Source organism: Shewanella sp. Iso12 (genome assembly GCF_012030025.1).
In the GTDB taxonomy this organism is placed as follows: Bacteria; Pseudomonadota; Gammaproteobacteria; order Enterobacterales; family Shewanellaceae; genus Shewanella; species Shewanella algae.
Map to the genome: position 1 here is coordinate 23,112 of NZ_JAAUHW010000001.1, position 26,746 is coordinate 49,857.

Here is a 26,746-nt window from a genome sequence, read left to right on the forward strand (position 1 = left end):
TTTGGCGTAAAGCCAAGGTTTTGGTTTAAAGCAAAATTCTTAGTTTAAACCAAAGCCGAGAGTGACAATTCGAGCCGATGTTTAAGCCGCATTTTGCCATGGGGCAGCGTAAAGGAGAAGTTGATACGGGCAAACTCAGCATCCCGCATACAGAAAAGAGCCACGAATGTGGCTCTTGAAATCAACACTTAAGGATGAACGTGCGCTTCCATTTCCGCGCCGATTTTCTTGCGCATCTCCATCAACTTGATTGCCGAATCCCTGAGCTCTATGTCTCTTGCCGATGTCGGCTGCCATTCAGGTACAGGCGTAGGTTTACCTTCATCGTCTACCGCCACCATGATGACAATACAGTGAGTGGTCAGATGGCGCTCGGAATCCTTGGGATCGCCGGCCTTTACGTCCAAACCTATGTGCATGGAGGTGCTGCCGGTATAGATCACCTTGGCGCTCACCTCCACTATATTGCCCACATGAATAGGTTTGACAAATCTGATCCCACCGGCATAAACCGTGATGCAGTATTTACCGCTCCAACCGGCCGCACAAGCATAGGCCGCCAAGTCAATCCACTTCATTACTGCGCCGCCGTGTACCTTGCCGCCAAAGTTGACGTCAGCGGGCTCGGCCAAAAACCTCAGGGTTATCTGTCTCTCTGTTCCTGCCATGGGATCCTCTCATCAGGCTTGGCGATCTGCTGACCGCACCTGGCTGAGAGTGTACGCGAAAATTTCGCAATCACCCAAACTTACATACCAGGAAACTTCCGCCAATCACCAGAGGTAAGGCCAGCCGATAAATCCAAAGCTGCAATTTGCTGCCGATAAAACGGGACAGATGAAACAGTGAGTAAATGCCCATCGCCAGCAGGAAGATGCCAAGCACCTCTACCCCGGCTATCACATCGGCATCGCCGCCGGCATAAACCGCTGCTGTCAACAAGGCAAACCAGAGCACTGTATAGGCAGCTATGGCCAAACTAAAAGTGCGAACACCAATTTCCATCGCCGGTTGCCAGCGGCTGTTTTCGCCCCGCACCAACTCGGTTAAATTGGCAGCAATCGCTCCGACTACGGCCATAACAGGAAACATTGCAGGATTGAGCATAGTGAAAACTCCAGAATCATTTGGCGGGATTCTGGCGCTATATTCAGGGAATGCCAATAGAGATGAACAAAGGTTAATTCTGGGTTTAGCTTGAGAATATGACTAACTGATTTTAAAGATAAAAAAAGCGCCATCTGGCGCTTTTTCAAGAGGTTGAATCTTAAACTCGCTTCAGCAACAAAGAGCCATTGGTGCCACCGAACCCGAAAGAGTTACATAGCACATGCTCTACTTTAGTCTGACGTGCGGTATGGGCAACAAAGTCCAGATCGCAACCTTCGTCCGGATTGTCCAGGTTGATGGTAGGCGGAACTACCTGATCTTTAAGGGCCAACACAGAGAAAATGGTTTCCACTGCACCGGCAGCCCCGAGCAAATGACCCGTCATCGACTTGGTGGAGCTCACCATCAGCTTATAGGCATGATCGCCAAAGATGGACTTCACTGCCGCCGCTTCGGCCTTATCGCCTGCCGGCGTAGAAGTACCGTGAGCGTTGATATAATCTATGCTTTCGGGTGCCAAGCTTGCATCTCTCAGTGCATTTTTCATGGCTGCCGCAGCGCCGGCGCCATCGGCTGGCGGTGAAGTCATATGGAAGGCATCGCCGCTCATACCGAAACCGACCAGCTCGGCATAAATCTTGGCACCGCGAGCCTTGGCGCGCTCATACTCTTCCAGCACCAACACCCCGGCGCCGTCGCCGATAACAAAACCGTCTCTGTCTTTATCCCATGGGCGGCTGGCCGCCTGAGGGTCATCATTACGGGTAGACAAGGCCTTGGCCGCGGCAAAGCCACCCACGCCCAGAGGACAAGTCACATCTTCTGCGCCACCGGCAACCATCACATCGGCATCGCCATAAGCTATGGTACGGGCTGCGAAACCTATGTTGTGAACCCCGGTGGTACAGGCAGTTGTCACCGCAAAGTTAGGGCCGGTCATGCCGTACATGATGGACAGATGACCGGCAATCATATTGATGATGGTGCTGGGCACAAAGAAAGGGGAAATTTTACGTGGGCCACCGGCCATCAAGGCGCTGTGGTTTTGCTCAATCAACCACATGCCGCCCATACCAGCGCCGATAGCGGTTCCGACTCGGGTCGGATCTTCTTTATCCATCTCCAATCCGGAATCACGCATGGCCTGAATGCCGGCAGCCATACCGTACTGAATAAAGAGGTCCATCTTGCGGGCGTCTTTACGGGACAGGTACTGCTCTACGTCAAAATCTTTGACTGAGCCTGAAAAACGGGTGCTGAATTCGCTGGCATCAAACTTGGTGATAGGCGCGATACCGCTCTGACCTGCCAGCAAGGCTTGCCAGGTGCTGTCCACTGTGTTGCCGACCGGGGTCACCAGACCCAGGCCAGTGATAACGACTCGACGTTTAGTCACTGTGTCCACCTTAGATTAACGGGTGAGTTACCATGATAGGCTAGGCTGTTGCAGCCTACCATTGCCGCCGGCCAGCAGCCGAATGGTCACAAGACACGATAATGCATCGGCTGATACTGGTACAACCAGAAACTGACGGGGCGAAAACAAAAACAGGCGGCAATTATGCCGCCTGTTTTCTGGAATTCTGGATTACTGATTCTTGGAAACGTAATCGATCGCTGCCTGAACGGTAGTGATTTTCTCAGCTTCCTCATCAGGGATCTCGGTATCAAACTCTTCTTCCAGAGCCATAACCAACTCAACAGTGTCCAGAGAATCTGCACCCAGATCGTCTACGAAAGAAGCTGCTGGCTTAACGTCTTCTTCTTTAACGCCCAGTTGCTCTACGATGATTTTCTTTACACGTTCTTCGATGTTGCTCATTAGTTTTCTTTCCTATTCAAATTACGCACTTGCGTAAGATTGCGAGTAGTTTATTAGATTTGACCAACATTGCAAGCCTAGAATTCGTGGTCTAACCACGATTTTAGGCCCTCAATTGCTGCAGATCACCACCCAATTGCGACAGTATCCCTGCCATTCGCCCTTAAACCATATACATCCCGCCATTTACATGCAAGGTTTCCCCTGTGATGTAAGCGGCGGCATCCGAGGCCAAAAAGAGCACGGCGTTGGCAATTTCCTGTGCCTGACCCAAGCGTCTCATTGGAACCTGGGACATGATGGCCTGTTGCTGATCTTCTGTCAGCTCATCCGTCATATCTGTCTGGATAAAACCAGGAGCAATAGCATTAACTGTAATTTGACGAGATGCAACCTCTCTGGCGAGAGATTTTGTAAATCCGATCAAACCCGCTTTGGCCGCAGAGTAGTTCACTTGGCCCGCATTGCCCATGGTACCTACCACAGAGCCGATATTGATGATACGACCATGACGTTTCTTCATCATTGAGCGCATCACTGGCTTGGATAACCTGAAAAGAGATGTCAGGTTGGTGTCCAGGATATCCTGCCACTCATCCTCTTTCATTAGCATCAATAAATTGTCACGGGTGATGCCAGCATTGTTTACCAGAATATCAACATCACCGGCTTTTTCTTTGATCGAGGCAAATAAATTTTCAACAGATTGTGGATCTGTGACATTCAGCACCAAACCATGGCCCTTATCGCCCAGATAAGCCGAGATGGCTTCAGCGCCACGCTCACTGGTTGCGGTACCGAATACTGTGGCACCGGCCTCGGCCAGAGTAGTGGCAATCGACTTGCCAATGCCACGACTGGCGCCGGTAACCAGGGCAATCTTGCCGCTTAAGTCTAATGTTACGCTCATGAAAAGCTCCTTATTCGATCAATGCAGCCAGAGAAGCGGCATCGTTGACTGCCTTGGCAGTAAGGGATTTATTAATGCGCTTGCAAAGCCCGGTCAAGACTTTACCCGGACCCACTTCATAGAGCTCAGTGACCCCCATGGCCGCCATGGCTTCAACGGTTTCAGTCCAGCGCACCGGGCTGTAAAGCTGACGCACCAAAGCATCACGGATATCAGCGGCAGCTTGTGGCTGGGCGACATCCGCATTGTTAATCACGGGAATTTGCGGCTGGCTAAATTCGATGTTACCCAGTGCATTGGCCAGTTTATCGGCGGCAGGCTTCATCAAAGCGCAATGGGAAGGCACGCTCACAGGCAAGGCAACCGCCATTTTGGCGCCTGCTGCCTTACAAGCTGCGGCGGCGCGCTCAACCGCGGCTTTTTCACCGGCAATCACCACCTGGCCTGGGCTATTGTAGTTAACCGGGCTAACCACAGCGCCTTCGGCGCTGTCTTCACAGGCCTTGGCAATGGCGTCGTTATCCAGCCCTATGATGGCAAACATGGCGCCGGTTCCGGCAGGAACCGCTTGCTGCATCAACTGACCACGCAGTTCAACCAACTTAACGGCATCGGTAAACTTGAGCACCCCAGCACACACCAGCGCCGAGTATTCACCCAAACTGTGGCCAGCCATCATGTTGGGAGCGGCTTTGCCGGCCGCTTGCCAGGCGCGATACAGGGCGACACTGGCGCTCAGCAAGGCTGGCTGGGTCTTGTCAGTCTCGTTAAGAGTTTCGGCTGGTCCCTGCTGTACCAGTTGCCACAAGTCGTAACCCAGTACTTCACTGGCTTCACGAAAAGTCTCGGTCACGACCGGATAGCCTTCGGCAAGATCGGCAAGCATGCCAACAGCCTGAGAACCTTGTCCCGGGAACACGAAAGCGAAGTTTTCCATATTCATTTACCTATGATTGCAGGCAGCAAAGCTGATGCCGCTGCCCGAGTCCACTGATCTGCCCGGCAGATCAACTTGTATGCATTGAGACGTCCCGCTCACTTACGCGAAGAAAGCAGGCACTGAATATCAGAAGCGAACCAAGGCGCTACCCCAGGCAAAACCGGCACCGAAGGCTTCAAGCAGCAAGAGTTGCCCGCGCTTGATGCGGCCATCGCGCACCGCTTCGTCCAGTGCAATCGGCACTGAGGCAGCTGAAGTATTGCCATGTTTGGCCAGCGTCAGCACCACTTTATCAAGACTCATGTCCAATTTCTTGGCTGTAGCATTAATAATGCGGAAATTGGCCTGATGTGGCACCAGCCAATCGATTTCTGACTTGTCGACGTTATTCAATCTCAGGGTTTCTGTCACCACATGGGACAACTGAGTCACGGCGACCTTGAAGACATCGTTACCCTTCATGGTCATAAAGCCCACGGCTTCGGAGGTTTCTCCGGCTCTGGGTGGAAAGGCACATTTGAGCAGATCGCCCTGACGGCCATCGGCGTAGATATGGGTAGAGATGATCCCCGGCTCTTCACTGGCGCCCACCACGGCGGCACCGGCACCATCACCAAAGAGAATAATGGTGGTTCTGTCTTCCGGCTCACAGAGTCTGGAAAGCACATCGGCGCCTATTACCAGCACTTTCTTGGCCGCACCGGTTTTCACGAACTGATCGGCAACCGACAGTGCATAGACAAAGCCGGAACAAGCGGCAGCGACATCAAATGCCGGGATGGTATGAACCCCCAACATGGCCTGCACTTCACAAGCAGCTGCCGGAAAAGCGTTTGCCGCACTTGTGGTGCCGCAGATAATCATATCGAGTTCACCGGCTTCGATGCCTGCCATTTCTATGGCCTTCAGCGCCGCCTGATAACCCATAGTGGCAACCGTTTCACTGGCATCAGCGATCCGACGCTCAGAAATACCCGTGCGCTCAACAATCCACTGGTCACTGGTTTCCACCATTTTTTCCAGATCCTGATTGCTACGCACCTGCGCCGGCAGATAACTGCCAGTTCCAAGAATTTTTGTATGCATAAGGAGAAATCAGCTGTTTATATCTAAAAGTATCGACTCGAGACGCTGCTTGATCATCTCAGGGAGTCGACGTCTTGCTTCAGTGACTGCCAAGCTAATCGCTTGTAAATAGGCAGTTTCATCCGCATTCCCATGGCTCTTGACGACTATTCCGCGCAATCCTATCAGACTTGCTCCGTTATAGTGGTCGGGGTTCATCTGTTTAAGCACGCTTTGAATACTGGGAGCCAATAATTTGGCCAACATGCGTACAAAAAAGCCTCGGGTCAGCCCTTCCTTAAGCTGATGGATCAACAGTCTGGCAATGCCTTCTGAAGTTTTCAGGGTAATATTACCGACAAAACCGTCGCAGACAATCACATCGACTTTGCCTCGGTAAATCTCATCCCCTTCGATAAAACCTTGATAATTGATTTGAGGAGTATGTTGCAACAACTGGGCCGCCTGCTGCACCTGGTCGTTGCCTTTGATCTCTTCGCTACCGACATTGAGCAGCGCAACCTTGGGTCTGGGTTGTTTGGTCACGGCTTCGCAGAGTACTGAACCCATGACGGAAAACTGGAACAGAGTATCTGAATCACAGGAAACATTAGCCCCGAGATCCAGCAGATAGACTGGCTTATGATTGATAGTGGGAAGACAACTGACCAAAGCGGGTCTGTCTATGCCAGGCAGCGTCTTTAGTACCACCTTGGCCATCGCCATCAGCGCGCCGGTATTTCCCGCACTGACACACGCCTGGGCCTCGCCTCTATGCACCGCATCCAGCGCCTGACGCATTGAGCTGTCACGCCGGCAACGCAAAGCATGCACTGGCCTGTCGGACATACTGACCACTTCAGTGGTATGCCTGAGTTCTATTCTATCTGTAATGTCTTGCCCGGATTGGGCGAGGTATGGCTGTATCTGGTCTTGGTCACCAACCAGAATAAACCTGAGATCTGGATATAATTTAAGTGCCTGCAGGGCTGCAGGCACAGTCACGTGGGGGCCATGGTCGCCACCCATCGCATCTAACGCAAGCGTCAGACTCGTCATAAGACAATCAACAACTTACTTGTTGATTACCTTTTTGCCACGGTAGAAACCGTCAGCAGTCACATTGTGACGACGATGCAGTTCACCGCTGGTAGCGTCTACAGACAGCTGAGCAGTGCTCAGTGCATCGTGTGAACGGCGCATACCGCGCTTTGAACGAGATTTTTTATTCTGTTGTACAGCCATTGATCTGTCTCCTGGATTACTTGCTCTTCAGTTTTTCTAACACTGCAAACGGATTTGGACGCTCCTCTTGAGCGGCTTCAATCTCGCCTATAGCCACATCCTTGGAACCTGTATGACATTCATCTACGTCATGGGTAGGTATCAAGGGCATAGCCAGTATCAATTCATCTTCAATCAATTGATGCAGACGAACTTCGCCAATTTCATTACACTCAATAGGGTCATACGCATCCGGGAGCTCATCGATTTCAGCTTCATTCCGGCAAGGACTGAAACTAAACTCGACCGTAACCTCTGTGGTAAATAGTGTCATGCAGCGTTGACATAGCAGAGTGAGCTCCGTCACAGCCTTCCCTTTCAGGTAGACTATCCCCTGTAAATCCACACCACACTCAATTGACACTGTCACATCGGAACAGTCGCCGGCACATAATTCATTCAATCGCTTCAGTTGCGTACCAGGAACAACACCTTGATAGCTAAGGCGGCTGGTCGCAGCACGAATGGGATCAATTGAAACCGGTATCTTTACTGTTTGCATAAGGCGCGCATATTATAGTTTGAAACCGCCGGAGTCAAAGGAAAAATGATGATGAGGCTCGCAAAGGAAACAAAACCTGTGCGCTCCCAGCCATCATAGGCCTGTTCCAACGGGTTCGAAATTGACGGACGCAGAATTCTACCCAAGCATAGGGCTCTTCACAAGCCGTTGCCGCGCAAAATAAAGCCAGTCATCTCATCCCCAAGCCACTCTTGCCAGGCATTGGCAAATTTGGCGACAATATCCGGCTCCCACATCGCTTTGGAACCAAGATATGACCCACCAAGATGACAGCACCCAGGCTGCGGTATCACCCACAGAACCTCAGTTGATTTTAGCCTCAACCTCCAGCTATCGAAAGGCACTATTGGCAAAATTGGATTTGGCGTTTGAGTGTGTAGCTCCCGAAGTGGATGAAACGCCCCTGCCTGAAGAAACCGCCTTTGATTTGGTCAAGCGTCTGGCGGCAGCCAAAGCGCAGGCCGGGGCAAAGCGGCTAAGCAACGCTCTGGTGATAGGTTCTGATCAGGTCGCTGTGATTGATGGTCAAATCGTCGGCAAGCCACTGACTGAAGAGAAAGCCTGCAAACAATTACAGGCAGCCTCGGGGAAAAGCATCACCTTTTATACCGGGCTGGCGCTCTTTGACAGCCGCAGCGGCCAAACTCAGGTGGAAGTCGAACCTTTCACTGTGCATTTCAGAAACCTGAGCCAAGATGAAATCGCCGACTATGTTCGCCGCGAGCAACCGCTCTGGTGTGCCGGCAGCTTTAAGTGTGAAGGCTTGGGCATCGCCCTGTTTCGGGCCCTTGAAGGACGGGATCCCAACACACTAATAGGTTTACCCTTAATCCTGCTCACCGAAATGCTCTCCCGTCAGGGTATAAAAGTATTGGGAGATGCTGCGGGCCAGTAAGCTGAAGACTCAGGCGCTGCCTCTTACCTGTACCTATTCCCTCCTACAGACTTGCCAAGGCACATGTGGCACTGTGATGCAAGATGATACGGGTGTCGGATGGGTCTGAATCTTATCACAACAAGGTAAATTGAAGTGCGTCAGCGCGGCTTTCGCTCTACACTAATAACAATTAATCAACATATCTCTTTTGATGATCCCTTGTAGAGTGAAAAGATGACAGATACCGAAGAAGCCTTGGCTCTACTGGCTGCTCCCTGCACAGATAAACGCTTTTTTCAACGGGCACTGCGCGCACTCGCCTTGGTGACCCAATGTCGCTGGGCCGGCTTTGGCCGACTCAAAAACGATTCCCAAGGTGAGATCATTGCCTTTTGTGACAACAAACAGTCTCTGCCTGCTTTTGAGTTTGAATTGGCCGGCTCTCCCTGTGAGTCCCTCTATCAACAACAGGAAACCAGCACTCACATACTCCACGCCCGTGATCTGCAGAAACGATTTCCCCATTTTGCCATGATCCGCGAGATAGGCGCCCAGAGTTATCAGGCCGAGTTGATCCTCGGCAGTGATGGCAAACCGGTCGGCCATATTTTTGTACTCGACACCCTCCCCCAGGCCGAAAGCGCCAAGTCAAAAGAGTTTTTCCGGATCTTGGCCCAGCGTATCGGCCTCGAATATCACAGAATGTTGGTCAGTCGCGAGCTCGCCATGCACAAGCAGATGATAGCCACCACAGATCATCTGTTGGCATTTATCGGTACCGACTACTGTTACCGTATGGTCTCCAAAGGGTATGAGCAGCTTTTCAACCGCGTTAAAGAGGAGATCATAGGTAAGCATATTACTGAACTGCACGGTGTAAGCGTGTTTGAGAAGAAGATCCGGCCGCTACTTGAGCGGGCCTTTAACGGCGAAACGCTGGAAGCCAATCAGTGGTTGCATCCACCGCATCTGGCCGCGCCATTACTGATGAGTGTACGACACTCACCCTGCATCAATGATGCCGGCGAAATTTGCGGCGTCATAGTCTCGTCCCACGACATCACCCGTCTGTCGGCGCTGGCCTTATCCAGCCTGGGCACTGAGCCATTGGATCTTAATAGCGGGAGCCTTGGTGCGAAGGACTTGAGCACAAAGAACCTGAACAAAGAGAACTTGAGCGCAGAGCCCCCAAACGCGAATAACCTGAGTACCCAATTGGGCCAGGAGTTGAAAACCGCCAATTCCTGAACTTGCACTTCACTTTATTTAGGGAAGGTGCGAACAAGTCCCATGTGTGCTCTGCGTCGGCTTACAGGCCTGGATGCAAGGCGTGGTTCGCAGCAAATGGCCCTAGTCCTTTGCAAGAAGCACAACACAGCAGGCAGGCTTGTAAGCCACGCCCTTCGGGGCTTTCACAACAACCGGCTTTCTGCGTTATCCGACTTCGACAGGCCCCGGCATGCCTTCAGTCAGATGCCTTGAACGCCAATTGTTGTGCAAGCCAGAGTGCCACGAGGACTTATTCGCACCTTCCTTAGCAGAATACAGAAAGTAAAAGGCCTGCATCTGCAGGCCTTTTCACTGTGCACTAGGGACTGTATTCCCGTAAGCATCATAGGTGATGTAAAAGCCCCAATGGCGTGTCGATAATAGCTTTGGGCGCTGCTTCATGTAAGCGTTCGCGACTATGGGCGCCATAACTGACCCCTATGGCATCCATACCGGCACTGGCAGCCATATTGAGATCGTGTACCGAATCACCCACCATCAAAGCTCTCTCAGGCGCTATCTTTAATTCAGCCAATAGCTGTTGCAGCATGTCCGGGTGTGGTTTACTTCTCGCCTCATCGGCGCTGCGACTGGCATGAAAAAACTCTCCAAGCCCAGTTTCCCGCAGTACACGTTCAAGACCTGCCCTTGCCTTACCTGTCGCCACCGCCAGCAGATACTTCTCACTGCGCAGCTGTGACAGCAGTGCCGGAGTTTCACTGAAAAGTGGGCTAGGCGTGGTATCAAGCTGCAGGAACTGCTGCTTATATTCCTCTCTGAGCGCCTGATATTCGCCAACGCTTCCCGCTGGATAGAGGCATTGCAAGGCCTCTGTCATAGATAGGCCAATAATGTCACGTACTGCCTGCTCCGAGGGTATAGGCAAGGCCATTACCCTTGCCGTATTTTCCATACAGCGGACAATCTTGCCTATTGAGTCCATCAGGGTGCCGTCCCAATCGAATATCAGCAGCTCGTATGCCTTCATGGCCTGTTTCCTTATTCTTTGCTATACCCGAGTGAGTTTATCCAACAACTCAAGTAACTCAGGATCCAAAGGAGCCTGCACTGTCATTTCAGTCTCTGTGTCAGGGTGAGTGAACTTAAGTTGCGCCGCATGCAGAAACAAGCGATTCAACCCGAGTGCCCGCATACTGTCATCAAACTTTTGCTCACTGTACTTTTCGTCACAAGCAATAGGATGACCGGCATACTGGCAGTGTACCCGGATCTGATGAGTACGACCGGTAACCGGGCTGGCCTGCACCAGTGTGGCACCGTCATAACGCTGCAAAATTTTGAAGCGGGTTTCCGAGGCCTTGCCTTCGGTATTTACCCGCACAATGCGTTCACCCGATTTGAGCGTCAGCTTCAGCAATGGCGCCTTAACCACCTTGTCGTGCTTTTGCCACTCACCACGAACCAGCGCCTGATAGTCTTTTTGCATCTGCTTGTGCCTGAGCTGGTCATGCAAGTGCTTTAGCGCGCTGCGCTTCTTGGCAACCAAAAGCACTCCGGAGGTGTCTTTATCCAGACGGTGCACCAACTCGAGAAACTTTTGTTGCGGTCGCAGGGATCTCAGCGCTTCAATCACGCCGTAATCCACACCACTGCCACCGTGTACGGCGATGCCGGCCGGTTTGTTCAGTACCAGAATATGCTTGTCTTCAAAAAGAATTCTGTCCTCTAGGCGCGATACCCGCTCCAGGTTGGCGGAAGGCGCCGTGCGGTAGTTTTCTTCACTGACCCGAACCGGCGGAATGCGTACCTGGTCCCCTTCGGCCAACTTGTATTCAGGCTTTATCCGTTTCTTGTTGACCCTGACTTCGCCCTTGCGCACTATGCGATAGATCATGCTCTTGGGCACGCCCTTGAGCTTGCTGAGCAGAAAATTGTCAATGCGCTGGCCAACATTGTCTTCGTCAATGGTCACCAGGCGAACTTGCTGATTGGGTGATGGCGTCTCGGTATTCATAACACTTATGTTGCGGTTCGGGGCGCGCTATTGTACAACATGTTGAGGCTTTTGATTGCCGATTTTTTTGAATTCAGCTATATTTCAGCGGCGAACCCTGCGTATTGATGAGCCATTGCTCAATCTATGAACGGTTCGAACAGTGGAAAGCGCTTGAGCGATGTCTGACCTCCGAGGTCGCAAATAGTTGATTTGCAAACCGTACATAAAAGAACACTACTGAAAAAATTGTTTTTACGGTTAAACCTGGATGGAATTACGAAATTCAGACCACTTTCAAGCCGCCACTATGCTGTTTTCGAAAGTTAATGTTAACTCGTCATCAAACGACAAGGCTCGACTTCGGCATTACCGGATTATTATTGAAGAATTTATGGGGTTGGTTGATGTTTTACAACGAATTCCTTGTTTTTGTAATCATTGAAAAATAAGCCATAAATAGGATGCGACACGCAGCGAATGCGTCTAACAGCAATGCGCACCTCCCAGCCTGGAGGAACGCCGAGAGGCGTCTCCCGATGAGACCAGGCCCGTAATGCAGCGACCAGTACGTTTGATGACCTCTTATTAAGAAGAATGACGTCATCATGAAACGGATGTTAATCAATGCGACTCAATCCGAGGAGTTGCGCGTTGCCCTGGTTGATGGGCAACAGCTCTATGATCTGGATATCGAAAGCCCAGGCCATGAGCAGAAAAAAGCCAATATTTATAAAGGTAAAATCACCCGCGTAGAACCCTCTCTGGAAGCGGCTTTTGTTGACTATGGTGCCGAACGCCATGGCTTTCTACCACTGAAAGAGATCGCCCGCGAGTACTTCCCCAAAGGTTACTCCTTCCAGGGGCGTCCCAGCATTAAAGAAGTGGTCAGTGAAGGCCAGGAAGTCATAGTTCAGATAGATAAAGAAGAACGTGGTAACAAGGGCGCCGCCCTGACCACCTTTATCAGTCTGGCTGGCTCTTACCTGGTACTCATGCCCAACAACCCTCGCGCCGGTGGTATCTCCCGTCGGATTGAAGGTGATGAGCGCACTGAGCTGAAAGAGGCCATGGAAAACCTGGAAGTGCCCAACGGCATGGGGCTGATTGTCCGCACCGCAGGTGTTGGCAAGGCTGCCGCCGATCTGCAGTGGGACTTGAAGGTATTGCTGCACCATTGGACAGCGATTCAGGAAGCGGCCGAGAGTCGCCCTGCTCCTTTCCTGATTCATCAGGAAAGCAATGTTATCGTTCGCGCCATCCGCGATTACCTGCGCCGTGATGTAGGCGAAATTCTAATCGACCACCCACAAATTTATGCCGATGCCAAGCAGCATATCTCCCTGGTACGTCCTGATTTTGTCGACAGAGTCAAACCCTACTCATCTGAAGTGCCGCTCTTTACCCACTATCAGATTGAGTCACAGATAGAATCCGCATTCCAGCGCGAAGTCAGACTGCCTTCCGGCGGCTCTATCGTTATCGATCCCACCGAAGCACTGACCTCTATCGATATCAACTCCGCCAGAGCCACCAAGGGTGGCGATATCGAAGAAACCGCACTGAACACCAACTTGGAAGCCGCCGACGAGATTGCCCGTCAATTGCGTCTGCGCGACTTGGGCGGCCTGGTGGTTATCGACTTCATCGATATGACTCCGGTCAGACACCAACGCGAAGTGGAAAACCGTCTGCGTGATGCAGTTCACCATGACCGTGCCCGTGTGCAATTGGGCCGTATTTCCCGCTTCGGTCTGATGGAAATGTCCCGTCAGCGTCTGCGTCCGTCTCTGGAAGAGTCCGCCGCTCACATCTGCCCACGCTGTAACGGCCAGGGCACCATTCGTGGTACCGAGTCGCTGGCACTGTCGATTCTGCGCCTGATGGAAGAAGAAGCCATCAAGGAAAACACCTCTCAGATTGAGGCCATAGTGCCCGTGGATGTCGCGGCTTACCTGCTTAACGAAAAGCGCAAGGCCATACGCATCACTGAGCAGCGCCATGATGTTGAAGTCTATGTGATCCCGGATCCACACATGATGACCCCGAACTACCGCGTGGTGCGTCATCGCAAGGACGACCAGATCTCTGAAGTCAGCTACCAGCGTGTGGAAGAGCCGGAAAACAAACTGTATGAACCACGTAAACTGGAACGTGCTGCTGCACCCAAGCCAGCCTTGAGTGGTTTTGCTACACCTCTAAAGCAGGAAACTGCCGAAGCACCGCAGACAGCCAAACCGGCGGCCAAAGCCGCAACGACTGAAGCGGCCAAGCCCGGAATAATTTCCCGTTTCTTCGCCGCCCTGGGTGCCATCTTCTCCTCTTCCGAGCCACAAGCCGACAAGAAGCAGGAAAAGAGCACTAAAGACAATCAGGAAGGCAGCGGCCAGAACAACCGCCGTAACCGTCGCAATGACCGCAACGACAGACGTCGCAAGAGTGGTGATGACAAAGACGGTAACCGCGATTCACGCAGCCGCAACCGTAAATCGTCCGCCAATGAGCGCCCTGCCCGTGATAAAGACGAGCAAGGCAACAAGCGTCAGGCAAACGATACCGGCAAGCCAACCCGTGGTGACCGTAACGACAAGGCTCCCAAGTCTGAAGCTGTTGATGAACGCAAGAGCCGCAGCAAGGCCCGTGACGAAAGCGAGCAGGAACCAAAACAGGAAGCCGCCCGTGAGCGTCGCCAACGTCGCAACCTGCGTCGTAAGGTGCGCATTGAGGCCAGCGATGCACAGGAAGCCGTTGACAATACAGCAGAGGCAACCAGCGCCGAAGTGAAAGCCAGCGCCCACGCCAAATCTGAAGTAAAGGTCGAGGCAAAAACCGAGGCCAAGCCAGCTCGCACCAAAGAAAGCGATGCCAAGGATAACGCCGAGCAAGCTGACAAGCCGCGTCGCAGCCGTCGTAAGCCTGCTGCAGCTCAGGCTGAGTCCAAGGAAATGGAAGTTCAGGCCGAAGTTGAAGCCAAGTCAGAAGCCAAGAGCGAAACTGCTACCGAGCTGAAGGGTGAAGTGTCAACTCAGGTTGCCACTAAAGCCCAAGGTGCAGAGGTGTCACAAGACATTCAGGCAAGCGCCGACGTCAGCCCTGTTGCCAATGCCGAGCAAATCGCTGAAACCAGTGTTCAAGCTAATGGTGTTCAAAGTGATGCCGAAGCCATTGAGGGTGCTGAAGAAGACGATAAGCCCAAGCGCGAAGGCCAACGCCGTAGCCGCCGCAGCCCTCGTCATCTGCGCGCAGCCGGTCAGCGTCGCCGCCGTACTGAACAGGAAGGCGAAGAGTCTGAAAGCACTGAAAAGGCAAGCACTGAAAAAGCAGCCTCTGAAGTAGCAAATAACGCTAAAGAAGAGGTTGTCGCCGAGGCATCAGCGCCTGCCGCTGCCGTTGAAGTCGCCGCTGAGCAAGCAAAGCCTGCCGACAAAGCTCAAGAGCAAGCTGAACCTCAAGTTGTTGCCAAGCCGGCTCCTCAGGTTGAAGCCAAAGCTGAAGCAACAGCCGAAGCTCAGGTTGAGACCAAGCCTCAAGCCGAGGTCGCTGCCAAGGTAGAAGTCGTTGCCGATGCAAAAGCCGCCGAAGTCGAGGTAAAAACTGAGCCCAAAACAGCAGAAGCCGAGCCAGTGACAGCGCCTGAAGCCCAAGCTGAAAAAGCTGAAGTTGCAAAAGCTCAACCAGTCGAAGCTGCGCCATCAAAAACGGCAGAGAAAGCGAGCGAAGCGCCCAAGGCAAAAGCTGCTGAAGAGATTGCATCCAAGCCCAAGGCAGAAACTGCATCGGCAAGCGTCGCCGCCTCTGCCCCTATGGCCAAGCCGGCTGCTATCAGCCGCCCTGCGCGCCAGTCAAGCAATGAAGTCAAGGAAAGCCCGGCAGCAACACCTGCAACAACCCAGGCAAGCGCCGCACCAAGAGTCAGTCGCTTCAGCACTATGGTTGGCTCAGATACAACCAAGCCACAGGTGGATCAACGTGCTCACGTTGAAGTGCCCAAAGGCCGTGAGTATCAGGCCAATGGCGAAAGCGCGCCACGCAAGAGCCATGGTAACAGCGCCGAGTCAGATATGGCCCGTCCCTGAACCTAAGTGTTGCTGAGAAAAACCATGCCCTCGGGCATGGTTTTTTTATTTTGATCTGCTTCACACTTCTGTCACAACAGAAATTTTGCTAGTATGCGCAACTTTGTTTTTAACCCTCAAGATGGGATCCCAAGCTGAATGTTTGAACTGATACGCCATAAAACCAGCAGTCACAAGGCGGATATACTCTCCGGCCTAACGGTTGCTATGGCGCTGGTGCCCGAAGCGGTAGCCTTTGCCTTCGTAGCTAAAGTAGAACCTATGGTGGGCCTTTATGCCGCCTTTATTATGGGACTGATCACGGCTCTCATCGGCGGTCGTCCCGGCATGATATCTGGCGCCACCGGCGCGATGGCCGTGGTCATGACCAGTCTGGTGGTGTCCCACGGAGTCAGCTATCTGTTTGCCGCCGTGGTGCTGGCCGGGATAATTCAAATTACCGCCGGAGCACTGCGGCTTGGCAAGTTCATTCGCATAGTGCCCTATCCTGTAATGATAGGCTTCGTCAACGGCCTGGCCATAGTAATATTCTTGGCACAACTGGGGCAATTTCAGGTCAAAGTCGGCGAAGAGGAGATGGCCTGGTTACCCGGTGCAGATATCTGGCTGATGCTGGCGCTGATAGCCATGACTATGGCTATCATACATTTTCTGCCTAAGCTGACCACAGCCGTGCCTTCATCCCTGGTGGCCATACTGGCAGTAACCGCTCTGGTGGTGGGCCTGGATCTGGATACCCGCAACGTGCTCGATTATTTGCGCAATATGAGCGGTAATCCTGAGGCAACTATCGCCGGCACACTGCCAAGCTTTGCCATTCCGGCCGTGCCCTTCAACCTGGAAACCCTTTATATCATAGCGCCCTATGCCGTTATCCTGGCAGCTGTTGGCCTGATTGAGTCTCTGCTGACCCTGACTGTGGTCGATGAGATGACCCAGACTCGCGGCCGTGGCAACAAGGAATGTGTCGGCCAAGGCGTGGGTAACGTCACCAGTGGCTTTTTCGGTGCCATGGGTGGCTGCGCCATGATTGGTCAGTCGATGATTAACATCAACTCAGGGGGCCGCGGTCGTCTTTCCGGGATCACCGCCGCCCTCACCTTGCTGTGCTTTATTCTGTTTGCCGCCGCCTTTATCGAGATGATCCCGCTGGCCGCCTTGGTCGGGGTCATGTTTATGGTGGTACTGGGAACCTTTGAATGGGCCAGCTTTAAAGTAATGCGCAAGGTGCCCAAGCACGATGCCTTTGTTATCGTGCTGGTGACTGTGGTGACGGTATTTACCGATTTGGCGATTGCGGTATTTGTCGGGGTGATAATATCTGCGCTGGTATTTGCCTGGGAGCATGCCAAACAGATTAGTGCTCAAAAGAGTATAGATGCCAACGGTTGGGCGGTTTACCGCCTCAATGGCCCACTGTTTTTCGGCTCGGCGGCTTCGTTCCTTGAGTTGTTTGATGCCAACAATGACCCCAAGGATGTCGTGGTCGACTTCCAGTCATCCCGGGTCTGTGACCACTCGGCTCTCGATGCCATAGACACCTTGGCCGAGCGCTATGTGAACCAAGGCAAACGCCTGCATCTTCGTCATCTTTCCAACGACTGCAAGCAGTTGCTGCACAAGGCCGGCGATCTGGTGGAAGTCAATCTGATTGAAGATCCCAGATACAAGATTGCCGACGACAAGTTAGACTCGTAAATTAACACTGTCCAGACCATAGAAAAACGGCAAGCTGAGGCTTGCCGTTTTTTTATTCTACTTCAGCTTGGCACTGAAACGCCGTCGCACCTTATCCAGCTTGGGTTTAATCACCAAGGCACAATAGGGCTGCTCACCATGGAGCGCAAAATAGTCGTTATGATAGTTCTCCGCCGGATAGAAACCATCAAAGGCGGTCAACTCTGTCACTATCGGCGCGCTAAAGACGCCTTCCTCATCCAGCGCCTTAATCATGGAGGACGCCGTCTCAATCTGCTTATCCGAGTGCGCGAAAATCACCGAACGATACTGAGGCCCCACATCGTTGCCTTGGCGATTCAAGGTGGTGGGATCATGACTGGCAAAGAACACTTCCAACAGCTCGGAATAGCTGATGACAGTGGGGTCAAAAACTATCTGCACCACTTCGGCATGGCCGGTTGCGCCGCTGCATACCGCCTTGTAGTTGGCATCTTTTGCCGCGCCGCCGGCATAGCCGGAAGTCACTTGCGTAACCCCGGCCAAGCTTAGAAATACCGCTTCTGAGCACCAGAAACAGCCGCCGCCCAGGGTGGCCGTCTCCAAACGCTTTTCAGTTGTCGGCTGCTGAGCCTCGGCATCATCTATGGCCTCAAAGACCATGGAGACAGAATTGACGCAATGTCGCAAATTCTTGGCGGTTAACCCCTCTCCTTCAAACACATGTCCCAGATGACCACCACATTGACTGCAAACGATTTCTGTTCTGCGACCATCGGCGTCGGGTATCCGGGTGACGGCACCAAAGATTTCATCGTCAAAGGCGGGCCAACCACAATGGGCATTGAATTTATGCTCGGACAAATACAAGGGGGCACCGCATTTACGGCACAGATATCGCCCCTTGGCATTGTGTTGATACAGCTCTCCACTGAAAGGGCGCTCTGTGCCTTTTTCCTCTATGACATAACGCTCAAACTCGTTCAGGGGTTTCATTTAACGCTCCTCGATTGCTCTGCGTAACCCATAAGACCCGAATTGCAGTGGTTACCGTTCACTCTAGTTACACAGAGCCATAAAAGTGACTTGGATCACTTTACGTTGCCCCTATAAAGACATCAAGGTAGACTTGCGCCCGGGTCACCCGACTGCCAACAAAATGTCCTTAGAGACACGAGTATCGGGTCAATAAAAATAACCAAGAAAGATGATGATGAAACTGGAAACCATAGACTATCGCGCCGCAGATGCTGCCGAGCGCTTTGTAGAATCCCTGCGCAGCACCGGCTTTGGCGTGTTGCGCAACCACCCTATTTCACAACAGTTGGTGCAGGATATCTACCGCGACTGGCAGGAGTTCTTCAACAGTGAAGAAAAACAGGCCTTCATGTTCAAGCCGGAAACCCAGGATGGTTTCTTTCCTGCGAGCATTTCAGAAACCGCCAAAGGCCATACAGTCAAAGACATCAAAGAGTACTTTCACGTCTACCCCTGGGGCCGCATTCCTGAGCAATTGCAGGACAACATCCTCACCTACTACCAAGAAGCCAATGCGCTGGCCGCCGAGCTTCTGGACTGGGTCGAGGCGCACTCGCCTGCCGAGGTGGCAGCCAACTACCGCACTGCGCTGTCGCAAATGATAGCCAACAGCCACAAGACGCTGCTGCGGGTGCTGCATTATCCGCCAATGACAGGTGATGAGACCCCGGGCGCCATTCGCGCCGCCGCCCATGAGGATATCAACCTGCTTACCGTATTGCCCGCCGCCAACGAGCCCGGGCTACAGGTGAAAAGCCTCGATGGAGAATGGTTGGATGTTCCCAGCGATTTTGGCAACCTTATCATTAACATAGGCGATATGCTCCAGGAGGCTTCCGCCGGTTACTTCCCATCGACCACTCATAGGGTGATCAATCCGGAAGGTGCCGATATGAGCAAGTCGCGGATCTCACTGCCGCTGTTCCTGCACCCTCGCCCCGACGTAGTGCTGTCAGAGCGCTATACCGCCGACAGCTACCTGATGGAACGCCTGCGCGAACTTGGGGTTATCTAGCGCCTGCGGGCGCTTTTTTCAGTTCGGAATGCTACAATAGCGCTCTTTTTTCAGTTTTCAGCAGGATAAGCAATAGATGGCGATTCAATGGTATCCGGGACACATGCACAAGGCCCGCAAAGAGATAGAAGAGGTGATGCCTCAGATAGATCTGGTGATCGAAGTGCTGGACGCCCGAATACCTTACAGCAGTGAAAACCCCATGGTGGCCAAGCTGCGCCAGGACAAGCCTTGTATCAAGTTGCTGAATAAGTCTGATCTGGCCGATCCCGAGATAACCAATCGCTGGATTGAGTACCTGGAGCAGGAACAAGGGGTGCGGGCACAAGCCATCACTACGATGCAACCTGCCATGGTCAGAAAGATCCCCGAGCTGTGCCGCAAACTGGTCCCCGTGAGCGAAGGTGCGCTCAAGGATATTCGCACCATGATCATGGGCATCCCCAATGTGGGCAAATCCACCATCATCAACACCCTGGCCGGCCGGGTGATTGCCAAGACAGGTAATGAACCTGCGGTGACCAAGGCGCAGCAAAGGATCAACCTTAAAAACGGCATAGTGCTGTCCGACACGCCGGGGATCCTTTGGCCCAAGGTGGACAATGAAGCCTCGGGTTATCGCCTGGCGGTCACAGGTGCCATCAAGGATACCGCCATGGAATATGAGGATGTGGCCCTGTTTGCCGCAGCTTACTTCCTGCATGCCTACCCGGAGGCGATGATGGAGCGTTATAAGCTGACCTCCCTGCCCGCCACAGATATCGAACTGCTCGAAGAGATAGGCCGCAGGCGTGGCGCCCTCAGAAGCGGCGGTCATATCGATTTGCACAAGGCCTCGGAACTGCTGTTACATGAGTTCCGCTCAGGGAAAATCGGCCAGCTGTCCCTGGAAACGCCGGAAATGGCCCAGGCAGAAGAGGTCGAAGTGGCCAAGCTGCTGGCGGAGAAAGAGGCCCTGAAGCAGGCAAAGAAAGAAGCCGACAGGCTGAAGCGCTCCGGCAAACGCCATCAGGGTTAAGTTTCCCTCAAGAAGCAAACTTAGCGAAAACAGGCCACTATGGTGGCCTGTTTTTGTTTGTCACTTATCCTACTAAATTCCGCATAAGCTCTATGACTTTAGTCCTTTGCAGAACAGCTCAACGCACTGGCGGGATACTCTTGGGCCTGGTGGCCTGGATCCGGGCAAACAGTCCGGCAATGCTCAACTCCAACAGATCCAAAACCTGCTCAAATCCGCTGTCGCCACCATAGTAAGGATCCGGGACTTCCCTGATGGGGGTATCGGCAAAGTCCAGCATCAAGGCCAGCTTGTGTTTGTAAATCTGCGGACAAGCCTCATCTAGGGCCTGAAGATTATCACGATCGGCCGCCAGAATAAGATCGAAATGAGCAAAGTCCCGCGCACACACCTGCCTGGCTTTGATCCCTGAAAAATCCAGCCCGCGCCGCTCACCGGCAGCGCGGGCGCGCCTGTCCGGCGATTCCCCTGCGTGATAACCTATGGTGCCGGCAGAATCCAACTCCAGTGTCAGTCCCATGGCCTGAGCCTTGGCCCGGGCTACAACTTCAGCACTTGGTGAGCGGCAGATATTGCCCATACAAACCATCAAGATACGGTTGATTTCACCCTCACTGACACTTGGCACGCTTTGAAATTCCACCTTAAGGTTCCTTGTTGGCTGACACGGCAGGATTGCGTTCTGCAGCCGGGTCAGCGACAGAGACTTTTGCCTCAATAGCCTCTGCCGGGAAGCTGAGTCGATAGTCGGATCTTACCCTAAGAAAGCGGGCAAACCTAGGCTTGCCGCCCGAGGTCAGCCCGGAGAAAGCAAAGGTCACCCAGGTTCCGGGAAGTGGCGGTGAAGCCCTCTCGGCATCGGTGAAACCTGTTCCCAGACGAAAGCTTACCCCAGCCTCGGTTTCCACCAGCAAGGCGCCCATCATGCCTTGATACTTGCCCTTTCCCGGAAGTATCGCCAGCACTCGCGCCTCGGCATCTTCCACAGGTTTGAGTTTTAACAAGGCATCACTGCGCCCCGCCAGATACATGGCATCAATGCGGTGCGCCATCAGGCCTTCGCCCCCTTTGGCCACCACCTGCTGTAACCACAGATGTAACTCTTGCGTGCTGCTCAGACGCCGCTGCTCGATGACATAGAGATAAGGGGTCAGTTGGTGATACTGCTTGAACGCCTGATAACGTTCAGCAAAAGCCATTTTCAGCCCGGGGGCATCGAACAGATAAAAACCCAGCTGGCGCCAGGAGTCTGCTTCGCCTAAACCTCTGGCCAGCAGCGATGCAGTATTAAAGCTGTGATAGCCGCCCCAAAGCTCTCCTTCGAGTGCCACGGCAGGAAAGTCCTTCACAAACCAAATTGGTGCAGGAATCACTCTGCCCGAGCGGCTCAGCAAACGCCTGCCGTCCCATCTGGCGCGAACACCATCGAGTTTTTCACTGACAAGAAAATCCTTGATTTCGGCCTTCTGTTGTTGCCAACGACCGGCCAGCTCCGGGGCCGGTAATTCTCGTTCGGCGGCCGGAAACGAGAGCAGAAAAGTTTGCAGCAGTAACAGCATGGCCGGAAAACGTTTAAGGTATGCTGTTGTCGGTAACGATTGCGGATATTGCATAAGCCCTCCCTGGCTATCGGCCAATTGCCTGCTACATCCTATAGCAGAGACCAAAACTACAAAGAGTATAGAAAGTCGTGGCGGTTATGGTGACAACTAGTGTAACGATTATCGAAACGGCCCTCCCCCTTTGCCAAACCTTCCGCCTTGGCATAATAACGGCCAAACACCCGTGGTAGGTGCAGTAACTGTTATATCAGCGGTAAGATGAGCTGCTATAATGCCGCCGCACCTTGGAAACCTCAGCGCCACTGCACTAATAGTCAAATTAGTCACTAGTGACCAACGCGAGGTCAATAAAGGAAGCGACAAGTTGCAACCCCATTAACCCAGGAACCTTTCACGGTTCAGCGGGTCTTTATACAGCAACCGGCCATAGCCACAGATCAAGAATTGAGAGAATATGAAACCCGCCAACAATCATGGACTGAAACGCATTTTCCGCGCCACCGGCTTTTCCATCAAGGGCTTATGCTCCGCCTGGAAACATGAAGCCGCCTTTCGTCAAGAAGCCGTATTGGCATTGTTAATGATCCCGCTGGCGTTATATCTGGATGTGGCCAAGACAGAAAAAATACTACTGATAGCGACGGTATTTATCGTCATTATTACCGAGCTGTTGAATTCGGCCATTGAAGCCGTGGTCGACAGAGTGGGTGATGAAATTCACCCCTTGAGTGGCCAGGCCAAAGATATTGCCTCGGCGGCGGTCTTTATCAGCCTGTGTTTATGCGGCCTGACCTGGGCCGTGGTTATCTGGCCTTTGGTGTTCTAAAGCGCTTTGGTATGTTGAATGCACGCTTTGGTATTTTGAATGCTTCAGTAGTAAGGCAACAGGGCATCAAGGCAAAACGCTCAATGCCCAGCCAAGTTTAGAACTGACTTCTGAGGTAGTTGACCGCTTGCAGTATCTGCTCCAGGCGGTCGTTGCCCGGCAAGTAGGCTACATAGACATTACGCCTGAGCGGTGTTTTATCATCAATCACAAACAGCTCTCCTTTTGCCAGATAAGGTTCAATCATGTTTTGCGGCAAAAATGCACTGCCACCATTATTGAGCAGAAAGTCCAGCGCAATACGAGCCGAGCCGGTATGCAGCACAGGAATGGGCAACTCGGCATAGTCTCTGGCATGTTGGATATTGAATGCCGTGCCCCAATCAACCTTGATGTAATGCCTGTCCGTCAGTTCATCGACGGAGGAAGCCGCCTCTGTGCTCACCAGATGCAGCGACACCTCCCCTATCTGCAACAACTCAAACTCTTCCAGCTTAGGGGGATCGAAGGCAATGGCCAGATCCAGCGTTCGGTCCATCAACTGTTTGGTCATGGCCGCCGGTGCCAGAATTTCGGTGCGCAGCGCCACTCCGGCAAGCCCCTGATGTAAACCTTGCATATATCCCTGCAGATAAGCGTCCCAGATATTGGGCGCCGCACCGATAACCAGTTGCACCGACTGGTGTTCACTCAGGGAGATATCCTGTTTGGCCCGCTCCCAGGCGGTCAGTACCGCTTCGGCATGCGCCAGCATCCGCACCCCGGCCGGGGTCGGTTGTATGTTGTTTCGCTGCCGTTCAAACAGCTCGACCCCGAGAATACTCTCCAGCTGCTTAACCCTGAAAGATACGGCACTGCGGGTCAGATAGAGGTTTTCGGCGGCCTTCCCAAAATGGCGGGTATGGGAAACTTCCAGAAATGTCTTGAGTAAATCCGTGTCCATAAAAAATTCTTTATCGTCATAGACAAATTTTTTTGATTTATAAATCAATCATACTAGCCAATACTCTGCTTGCAAATCTCCTCAAGAACCATTTTGTAAGGAATATCGCCATGTTGACCACGACTCCTTCACCATCGGCACTGCAGAGTGCATCTGTGCAACAAGCCGCCAATGAGAGTTTCGTCAGCGAACGCCGTTTCTATGACGACAAGAACTTCCCCAAAGGCTTTCGCCGCAGCGGGGATTTTACTTACAACGAAGCAGAATTACTCGAAAAACATGGCGTTGCCATGCAGGCTCTGGCGGAGGGACGCCAAGCCCCCCGGAATCCGGAGGAGAGTCATTTTGTTGAAGTTGTCCGCGGAAATTCCGCTCCCGGTAGCTTGTTGGAAAAGATCTGGGTAAAGTATGTCAAGTTGGCTTCTGGGAAGCCTTTCTACGCAGTAGTCGGCACCACTTTAGTGAAAAAGGCCGATGCTGAGTATATTGACGATATGATAGATGACGATGTTCAGGATGAGCCTGAACTTGAGGATGACCAATGAAAATTAGGGTTTGCGACTAAATGCGTGGTTGGATTTTATATAAAGAGACCGCGACTCAGCTAAAACCTGAATTGTATGAAATAAACCGATTGTTGGAGGCCGCCAAGGCCGACAATATCGAACTTGAGGTCTATGCTCCCGATGAGTTTGACCTCACAGTGACCCGAGAGGACAACAAGAGTATTTTACTGAACGGGCAACCAGTAGAGTTGCCCGATTTTATTATTCCCCGTATGGGCTCGGGTACCACCTATTTTGCCTTGGCGATTATCCGCCACCTGGAACGTCTTGGTGTTTATTGCCTCAACTCTTCCAAGGCAATAGAAACCGTTAAGGACAAGCTGTTTTCCCAGCAACTGTTGGCTGAAAAGAATCTGCCAACGCCCAAGACCATGCTGGTGAAATTCCCGGTTGATGTTGACCTGGTTGAACGTCATTTGGGTTTCCCTGTGGTGATCAAGACACTGTCCGGCTCGCAAGGCAGCGGCGTGTTTCTGTCACACAAGGCACGTGAGTTCGATGATCTGATGCAGCTTATCGAGGCCACCAACAAGAATGCCAACATCATTCTGCAGGAGTTTATCTCCAACAGCCATGGCCGGGACTTGCGAGTCTTCACCATAGGTGGCCGGGTAGCAGGTTGCTACGAGAGACGCGGCCAAGAGGACAGTTTCAAAGCCAATGTCAGCGCCGGTGGCTCAGCCAGCCCCTTTGCGGTCACACCTGAAATAGAGTGGCTGGCAACCCAGACAGCCAACATACTGGATCTGGATGTTGCCGGGATAGATCTGCTGTTTGACAACGGTCACTACAAGATTTGTGAAGCCAACTCCTCGCCGGGCTTTGAAGGACTGGAGTCCTGTCTCCACCTGGATATAGCAGCACAAATACTGCACTTTATCCGCATCCGTTTGGGCATGTTCAACAAGGATTCCAAGAAAAGCGACAGCAGCGAGTCCGAGGCCTGATCCGAACACGAGCTTTAATATCAGACTGAAGCGCTCCTTTATGGGGCGCTTTTTTGTGGTAGATCATAAAAAACCACACATTTGTAAACATTCTATTCACAAAAACCATCATTCTGGTTTAGACTCTTTGCAGTCGCGCGGATTTTCAGCATTCGAAAATACAAGAAGTGTCATCCTACAAACTAGAGCTGGCAAGCACTCAAACCGCGCACGTGCCGATTTATCCCGGAAAAGGAATCTCTGAGAAGGCACTTGGATTATCTGAGTAACGAAAAGAGATTACCCATTGTTGACACCACACTCTATTAACAATTCAGGTTTGAGACTGTCGCTGACACTCGCCCTGCTCTGCTGCGCCACTACCCAAGCCCAAGCCGGCGAGTGGAGCTTGAATATTGGTGGTTTCTACTCTCAGTCCGACACCAATATGCAAGTTACCGATCCCTTGGTCGGCAACGATTTCGATCTGGATTTTGAGTCTGATCTGCAGTTGGCGGAAAACGAGTTTCTGCCTCTGTTTGAATTGGGATACCGTTTCAACGATAGGCACCACATCTATTTTGACTGGAAACAACTACACCGCAGCGCTGAAACTCAAGCGGTCAGTCGACCATTTCAGGTCCAGATTGACGATACCGTCTATGATGTCAAGGCCGGTGGCCAGCTGGGCACCACGCTCAATATCGATATCGCCCGCATCGGCTATGGCTATGATCTGTTTCAAGGCAACGGCTATAACATAGGGGTCAGTGTAGGGCTGCATACCATGTTCATTGAAAGCAGCTTCGAAGGTTCAATCGGGGCCTGTGCCACCTCAGAGCTCAGCGGCAATATCTGCAGCGCCCAGCCCATTCCCAGACTGGTGGATGAAAGCGTTACCGCACCTTTGCCGAATATTGGCCTCTTTGGTGACTATGAGCTGGCACCCGGTTGGCAATTTAATTTGCATGCCCAATATTTTTCCGTGCGCCTTGATGATCTCAAGGGCTCACTGGTCGATATCAGAGCCGGCATGAAAACCACCCTGAGTGATCGTTGGGACATCACCTTGGCCTATAACTATTACAAAGTGGATGTGGATGTGCGTCAGAGCGCATCGGACGCCGCGGTAAAAGTGGCCGACTACAACCTCTACTATAGTTTTATCGGCCCCATGTTATCGATCAGCTACCGTTTCTGAACTTGTTCTCCGCTTGACGGTACAATCACGCTTTTTCCTGACGCTTTTTCCTGCCCCCTTTCCCTGACCATAGTCGCTTATTGGCAGCTCGAGTCAAAGCTGTCATCCACTATCTTTTGCCGACAATCACCAAGTATTCCTGCC

At 52.4% G+C, this 26,746-nt stretch carries 26 protein-coding genes; 10 read left to right on the forward strand and 16 right to left on the reverse strand.

Translation table 11 applies throughout. The annotated features are described in order from the left end of the window. Positions 1–188 precede the first annotated feature (188 nt). The 10 genes from HCX89_RS00185 to yceD all read right to left on the reverse strand — a co-directional run bounded on the left by HCX89_RS00185 (position 189) and on the right by yceD (position 7,633). Entirely contained in the window at positions 189–668 is a 480-nt protein-coding gene (locus HCX89_RS00185) for an acyl-CoA thioesterase (RefSeq protein WP_025009552.1), read from the reverse strand. A gap of 70 nt (positions 669–738) precedes the next feature. Further along, positions 739–1,107: a hypothetical protein gene (locus HCX89_RS00190; RefSeq protein ID WP_025009551.1), complete on the reverse strand. Its 369-nt coding sequence runs from the start codon at positions 1,105–1,107 to the stop codon at positions 739–741. Positions 1,108–1,267: 160 nt separating this feature from the next. Beyond that, on the reverse strand, positions 1,268–2,506 hold the full coding sequence (gene fabF / locus HCX89_RS00195) for a beta-ketoacyl-ACP synthase II (RefSeq protein ID WP_028779317.1): 1,239 nt from the start codon (positions 2,504–2,506) through the stop codon (positions 1,268–1,270). 192 nt (positions 2,507–2,698) lie between these two features. After that, on the reverse strand, positions 2,699–2,932 hold the full coding sequence (gene acpP / locus HCX89_RS00200; RefSeq protein ID WP_006081231.1) for an acyl carrier protein: 234 nt from the start codon (positions 2,930–2,932) through the stop codon (positions 2,699–2,701). A 163-nt stretch (positions 2,933–3,095) separates the two neighbouring features. Beyond that, positions 3,096–3,842 (reverse strand): 3-oxoacyl-ACP reductase FabG, encoded by a 747-nt coding sequence (fabG, locus tag HCX89_RS00205; protein WP_025009550.1) that lies wholly within the window; start codon positions 3,840–3,842, stop codon positions 3,096–3,098. A 10-nt stretch (positions 3,843–3,852) separates the two neighbouring features. Further along, positions 3,853–4,779, reverse strand: a complete 927-nt coding sequence (gene fabD / locus HCX89_RS00210) for an ACP S-malonyltransferase (RefSeq protein WP_167714673.1) — start codon at positions 4,777–4,779, stop codon at positions 3,853–3,855. A gap of 129 nt (positions 4,780–4,908) precedes the next feature. Then, the gene (locus HCX89_RS00215) at positions 4,909–5,868 is read right to left on the reverse strand and encodes a beta-ketoacyl-ACP synthase III (protein ID WP_025009548.1); all 960 of its coding nucleotides are present in this window, start codon (positions 5,866–5,868) and stop codon (positions 4,909–4,911) included. A gap of 9 nt (positions 5,869–5,877) precedes the next feature. Further along, entirely contained in the window at positions 5,878–6,906 is a 1,029-nt protein-coding gene (plsX, locus tag HCX89_RS00220) for a phosphate acyltransferase PlsX (RefSeq protein WP_025009547.1), read from the reverse strand. A gap of 15 nt (positions 6,907–6,921) precedes the next feature. Next, on the reverse strand, positions 6,922–7,092 hold the full coding sequence (rpmF, locus tag HCX89_RS00225) for a 50S ribosomal protein L32 (protein WP_025009546.1): 171 nt from the start codon (positions 7,090–7,092) through the stop codon (positions 6,922–6,924). 16 nt (positions 7,093–7,108) lie between these two features. Next, positions 7,109–7,633 (reverse strand): 23S rRNA accumulation protein YceD, encoded by a 525-nt coding sequence (gene yceD, locus HCX89_RS00230; RefSeq protein ID WP_025009545.1) that lies wholly within the window; start codon positions 7,631–7,633, stop codon positions 7,109–7,111. A 274-nt stretch (positions 7,634–7,907) separates the two neighbouring features. Between yceD and HCX89_RS00235 the strand changes: the two genes are divergently transcribed. Together HCX89_RS00235 and HCX89_RS00240 are read left to right on the forward strand one after the other, a co-directional pair. Continuing rightward, entirely contained in the window at positions 7,908–8,549 is a 642-nt protein-coding gene (locus HCX89_RS00235) for a nucleoside triphosphate pyrophosphatase (RefSeq protein ID WP_167714675.1), read from the forward strand. 216 nt (positions 8,550–8,765) lie between these two features. After that, positions 8,766–9,779, forward strand: a complete 1,014-nt coding sequence (locus HCX89_RS00240; RefSeq protein ID WP_167714677.1) for a PAS domain-containing protein — start codon at positions 8,766–8,768, stop codon at positions 9,777–9,779. A 364-nt stretch (positions 9,780–10,143) separates the two neighbouring features. Here the strand turns inward: HCX89_RS00240 and HCX89_RS00245 are convergent, their stop codons facing one another. Both HCX89_RS00245 and rluC read right to left on the reverse strand, forming a co-directional pair. Then, entirely contained in the window at positions 10,144–10,788 is a 645-nt protein-coding gene (locus HCX89_RS00245; protein WP_129979044.1) for an HAD-IA family hydrolase, read from the reverse strand. A 21-nt stretch (positions 10,789–10,809) separates the two neighbouring features. Then, entirely contained in the window at positions 10,810–11,775 is a 966-nt protein-coding gene (gene rluC / locus HCX89_RS00250; RefSeq protein ID WP_054743938.1) for a 23S rRNA pseudouridine(955/2504/2580) synthase RluC, read from the reverse strand. 587 nt (positions 11,776–12,362) lie between these two features. Here rluC and rne point away from each other — a divergent pair. After that, the gene (gene rne, locus HCX89_RS00255) at positions 12,363–15,830 is read left to right on the forward strand and encodes a ribonuclease E (RefSeq protein ID WP_167714679.1); all 3,468 of its coding nucleotides are present in this window, start codon (positions 12,363–12,365) and stop codon (positions 15,828–15,830) included. A 138-nt stretch (positions 15,831–15,968) separates the two neighbouring features. Continuing rightward, on the forward strand, positions 15,969–17,528 hold the full coding sequence (locus HCX89_RS00260; protein WP_167714681.1) for a SulP family inorganic anion transporter: 1,560 nt from the start codon (positions 15,969–15,971) through the stop codon (positions 17,526–17,528). A 57-nt stretch (positions 17,529–17,585) separates the two neighbouring features. On the opposite strand, the gene HCX89_RS00265 is transcribed toward HCX89_RS00260, so the two are convergent. Further along, the gene (locus HCX89_RS00265; RefSeq protein WP_144221365.1) at positions 17,586–18,503 is read right to left on the reverse strand and encodes a bifunctional methionine sulfoxide reductase B/A protein; all 918 of its coding nucleotides are present in this window, start codon (positions 18,501–18,503) and stop codon (positions 17,586–17,588) included. Positions 18,504–18,720: 217 nt separating this feature from the next. Between HCX89_RS00265 and HCX89_RS00270 the strand changes: the two genes are divergently transcribed. Then, on the forward strand, positions 18,721–19,560 hold the full coding sequence (locus HCX89_RS00270; protein ID WP_025009539.1) for an isopenicillin N synthase family oxygenase: 840 nt from the start codon (positions 18,721–18,723) through the stop codon (positions 19,558–19,560). A 76-nt stretch (positions 19,561–19,636) separates the two neighbouring features. Next, complete coding sequence (gene ylqF, locus HCX89_RS00275; RefSeq protein WP_167714683.1) at positions 19,637–20,578, forward strand: ribosome biogenesis GTPase YlqF; 942 nt, start codon at positions 19,637–19,639, stop codon at positions 20,576–20,578. Positions 20,579–20,696: 118 nt separating this feature from the next. On the opposite strand, the gene HCX89_RS00280 is transcribed toward ylqF, so the two are convergent. Both HCX89_RS00280 and HCX89_RS00285 read right to left on the reverse strand, forming a co-directional pair. Next, positions 20,697–21,167: a low molecular weight protein-tyrosine-phosphatase gene (locus HCX89_RS00280; protein WP_167715124.1), complete on the reverse strand. Its 471-nt coding sequence runs from the start codon at positions 21,165–21,167 to the stop codon at positions 20,697–20,699. Positions 21,168–21,222: 55 nt separating this feature from the next. Then, positions 21,223–22,191: a DNA ligase gene (locus tag HCX89_RS00285; protein WP_254428334.1), complete on the reverse strand. Its 969-nt coding sequence runs from the start codon at positions 22,189–22,191 to the stop codon at positions 21,223–21,225. 403 nt (positions 22,192–22,594) lie between these two features. On the opposite strand from HCX89_RS00285, the gene HCX89_RS00290 reads away from it, so the two are divergent. Next, a complete protein-coding gene (locus HCX89_RS00290) occupies positions 22,595–22,966 on the forward strand; it encodes a diacylglycerol kinase (RefSeq protein ID WP_025888399.1) in 372 nt (123 codons plus the stop codon). Positions 22,967–23,063: 97 nt separating this feature from the next. Here the strand turns inward: HCX89_RS00290 and hdfR are convergent, their stop codons facing one another. Further along, a complete protein-coding gene (gene hdfR / locus HCX89_RS00295; protein WP_025009534.1) occupies positions 23,064–23,909 on the reverse strand; it encodes an HTH-type transcriptional regulator HdfR in 846 nt (281 codons plus the stop codon). 110 nt (positions 23,910–24,019) lie between these two features. On the opposite strand from hdfR, the gene HCX89_RS00300 reads away from it, so the two are divergent. The 3 genes from HCX89_RS00300 to HCX89_RS00310 all read left to right on the forward strand — a co-directional run bounded on the left by HCX89_RS00300 (position 24,020) and on the right by HCX89_RS00310 (position 26,602). Then, a complete protein-coding gene (locus HCX89_RS00300) occupies positions 24,020–24,454 on the forward strand; it encodes a DUF413 domain-containing protein (RefSeq protein WP_025009533.1) in 435 nt (144 codons plus the stop codon). Positions 24,455–24,474: 20 nt separating this feature from the next. Further along, positions 24,475–25,422 (forward strand): RimK family alpha-L-glutamate ligase, encoded by a 948-nt coding sequence (locus HCX89_RS00305; protein ID WP_025009532.1) that lies wholly within the window; start codon positions 24,475–24,477, stop codon positions 25,420–25,422. A gap of 331 nt (positions 25,423–25,753) precedes the next feature. Further along, positions 25,754–26,602 carry an outer membrane beta-barrel protein gene (locus HCX89_RS00310; protein ID WP_236574530.1) on the forward strand — a complete coding sequence of 283 codons (849 nt, stop codon included), beginning with the start codon at positions 25,754–25,756 and terminating at the stop codon, positions 26,600–26,602. The last annotated feature ends 144 nt before the right edge of the window (positions 26,603–26,746 follow it).